General features: G+C 47.3%; 2 protein-coding genes. One reads left to right on the forward strand and one right to left on the reverse strand.

Annotation, left to right across the window (positions count from 1 at the left end; all coding sequences use genetic code 11):
- Positions 1-153: 153 nt before the first annotated feature.
- Complete coding sequence (locus tag ACTIE0_RS23835) at positions 154-1,479, reverse strand: hypothetical protein (protein ID WP_006623983.1); 1,326 nt, start codon at positions 1,477-1,479, stop codon at positions 154-156.
- A 127-nt stretch (positions 1,480-1,606) separates the two neighbouring features.
- On the opposite strand from ACTIE0_RS23835, the gene ACTIE0_RS23840 reads away from it, so the two are divergent.
- Entirely contained in the window at positions 1,607-2,296 is a 690-nt protein-coding gene (locus tag ACTIE0_RS23840) for a diacylglycerol/polyprenol kinase family protein (RefSeq protein WP_006623984.1), read from the forward strand.
- Positions 2,297-2,562 lie beyond the last annotated feature (266 nt).

Below are 2,562 nucleotides of genomic sequence, written 5' to 3' on the forward strand. Positions count from 1 at the left end.
AAGGTCTAATTTTCCCTCTAGGAGGTTATTTCAGGCATTGCAGCCTTATTTCACTCCTAAACGTCTCGCACTGACTATTTATCAATAGCAAATGGCGATCAGTATATCACACATAGCAACCCTGGAAGCAGCTACAGCACCGGACCCGATCACTCAAAATTCCACGGCTTCCTCAACCTTCTTATTTGGGAAAGTCGGTAATTGAATAGCAGACCAAGACTCCAACTTCCGGCGATGCTGGGGATAGATTAAAGGTGCCGGCCAATTATCCCCGTTTGGTCCAGACCCCACCCCGGCTAGTTGAGGGTTAGCCACTGATTCCTCTACTGGCTCTGGTGCGGCATATTCCAAGCGGATACGCTGTAGTTCCTCATCTACCAATCGAGGTTTCGGCCACTCTTCCAGCACGGGTTCACCCGGCGGAACAATTGACTCAATAGATATCTCTGTAGAGGGTGGGGGTGCGATCGCCTCGGAATCGGAAACATCGGACTTTGGTGATTCTCCCTGAGATCCTAAACCCTCCTTAGTTGATAGTAAGGGCGGCATAACTGGGGTAGGGTTATCATCACCTTGGGTAGGTGTTGTTAATTCGTCTGACTCCTCTACCGATGACCCTTGTTGTGCGAATTGAGCAGACCAAGGTTGAACAGGTGAAGCCTTAGATAAATTCATGGTCTGGGAATCAATCACAAAGGATGGCGATGATACCTCATCATCAGTACAATTGACCTCTGGCGAGGGTGAATCAACGATTAACTCAGGATTTGGGCTTACAGCAGATTGGCGAATTTCCTTCATCATATCCAAAGCCGCCTTAAACTCAAGAGTGTAGCGTTGTTGGCGTTGTAAACGCGATCGCAACTCACGGCAGGTATTTTGAACCCTGACTAATTCGTGGGACTGTTCATTGTAACCTTGACGGGTCATTGCACATTCTCTTTCCATCTGAGCCATGCGAGTTTGACTCGTATCCCACTGTTCAGTCAGGTTCTCTACCAAAACCTGCTGTTGTCGAATCACCCGGTTAGCAACATCTAGCTTTTTGAACAGACGATTCACCTGTGCGCGGGTAAAATCTAGTTCCTGCAATTGTTGATCAGAATTACTTTTGTGTTCCCTTAACTGTTGATGACAATCTTCCAGTTGTTCGGACAGTTCAGCAATGCGATCGATTAAATCCCGGTTACAAGCGTGAAGTGCTTTAATCAGAGGAGTTTCCGCACTACCCTCAAGCTCATTAATCCCGCCAGTAGCTATCTGGGGCGCTGTTCCTTCCGCCCTAACAGAGGCATTTTCTGGGGATTCTGTAACCAGAGGAATTTGATCAATAGCGATCGCATCAGGAAAATTCACCGTTTCCCAATCATCATCCCCTGTGTGGGAAATGTGGGTCAGCGGCTGCGCCACACCAGCTTCATACTCTGGGATGGCTGCTTCATCGGGGGATTGATTCAGGGGGAGATCGGCTTCAGACATGGACATATCCCAGACAGTTAGATAATCTCAGTATTAGTTTATCTTGACAATTGACAAACTTGGAGCTTGAAACATAACCCAATATATTCTGAATTTGGTTTCCTATTTTATACACTACTGTGAATTTATGCTTTCTGATTTAACTGCAAATCCCAACATTTGGCTTCATATCTCTCTGGTGGGTCTATGGTTAGCCTTAGTCCTGATTATTGCTGAAGGACTCAACCGCCTATTTTCGGTAGATCCAGAAATATCCCGAAAGGTGGTGCATATTGGGACCGGAAACGTGATTTTATTAGCTTGGTGGCTGGATATCCCCGCTTCCATCGGTATAGCAGCCGGGGTATTATCAGCAGCGATCGCCTTAATTTCCCTAAAAGTCCCCATTCTCCCCAGTGTTAATAGTGTCGGTCGCCAAAGTTTAGGGACATTTTTTTACGCCATCAGCATTGGTATTCTGATCGCCTGTTTTTGGCCGCGCCAACAACCCCACTACGCCGCCCTAGGTATTTTAGTCATGACCTGGGGAGATGGTCTCGCCGCCACCATAGGTCAGAAATTCGGTTACCATAAATATCAGATCTGGGGAAGCCAAAAAAGTTGGGAAGGTTCCCTCACCATGACTTTAACCAGTTTTATAATATCCACCCTAATTTTACTGCCAGTCTATGGTAACACCTGGCAAATTTGGAGTATCTCCCTAGCCGTCGCCCTCGGTGCTACCCTGTTGGAAATGGTATCTAAATTAGGTATTGATAATTTAACCGTTCCCCTCGGTAGCGCGGCGATCGCCTTCTTTCTCCATCAACTTTCTTAATCCTACCCCACACCAAAAGCCCCCAACCAAACCATAGCCAACCCTAGGGCTAGTATAGACACCGCCGGACTAGGCATTGCATCTCGCATCCCTTGGCTTAGGTGAAAATACTAGCACTAACTGCTATAGGTTCTGGTTGGAGGACAATCCAATGCTCGAACTTTAAACCAACCCGCTAAGACCGTCTTGATCACGTAAACCTCTTGGGAGCGTGGAAGCCCCGTGTCTTTAGACCGGGGAGGAAACGCGACAGGGGGACTTTAGTC

Source organism: Limnospira sp. (assembly GCF_051859755.1).
Classification (GTDB): domain Bacteria; phylum Cyanobacteriota; class Cyanobacteriia; order Cyanobacteriales; family Microcoleaceae; genus Limnospira; species Limnospira fusiformis.

Coding starts and splice junctions, on each gene's coding strand:
- ACTIE0_RS23835 (WP_006623983.1), bottom strand. CDS start 1,479: ATGTCTGAAGCCGATCTCCCCCTGAATCAATCCCCCGATGAAGCAGCC.
- ACTIE0_RS23840 (WP_006623984.1), top strand. CDS start 1,607: ATGCTTTCTGATTTAACTGCAAATCCCAACATTTGGCTTCATATCTCT.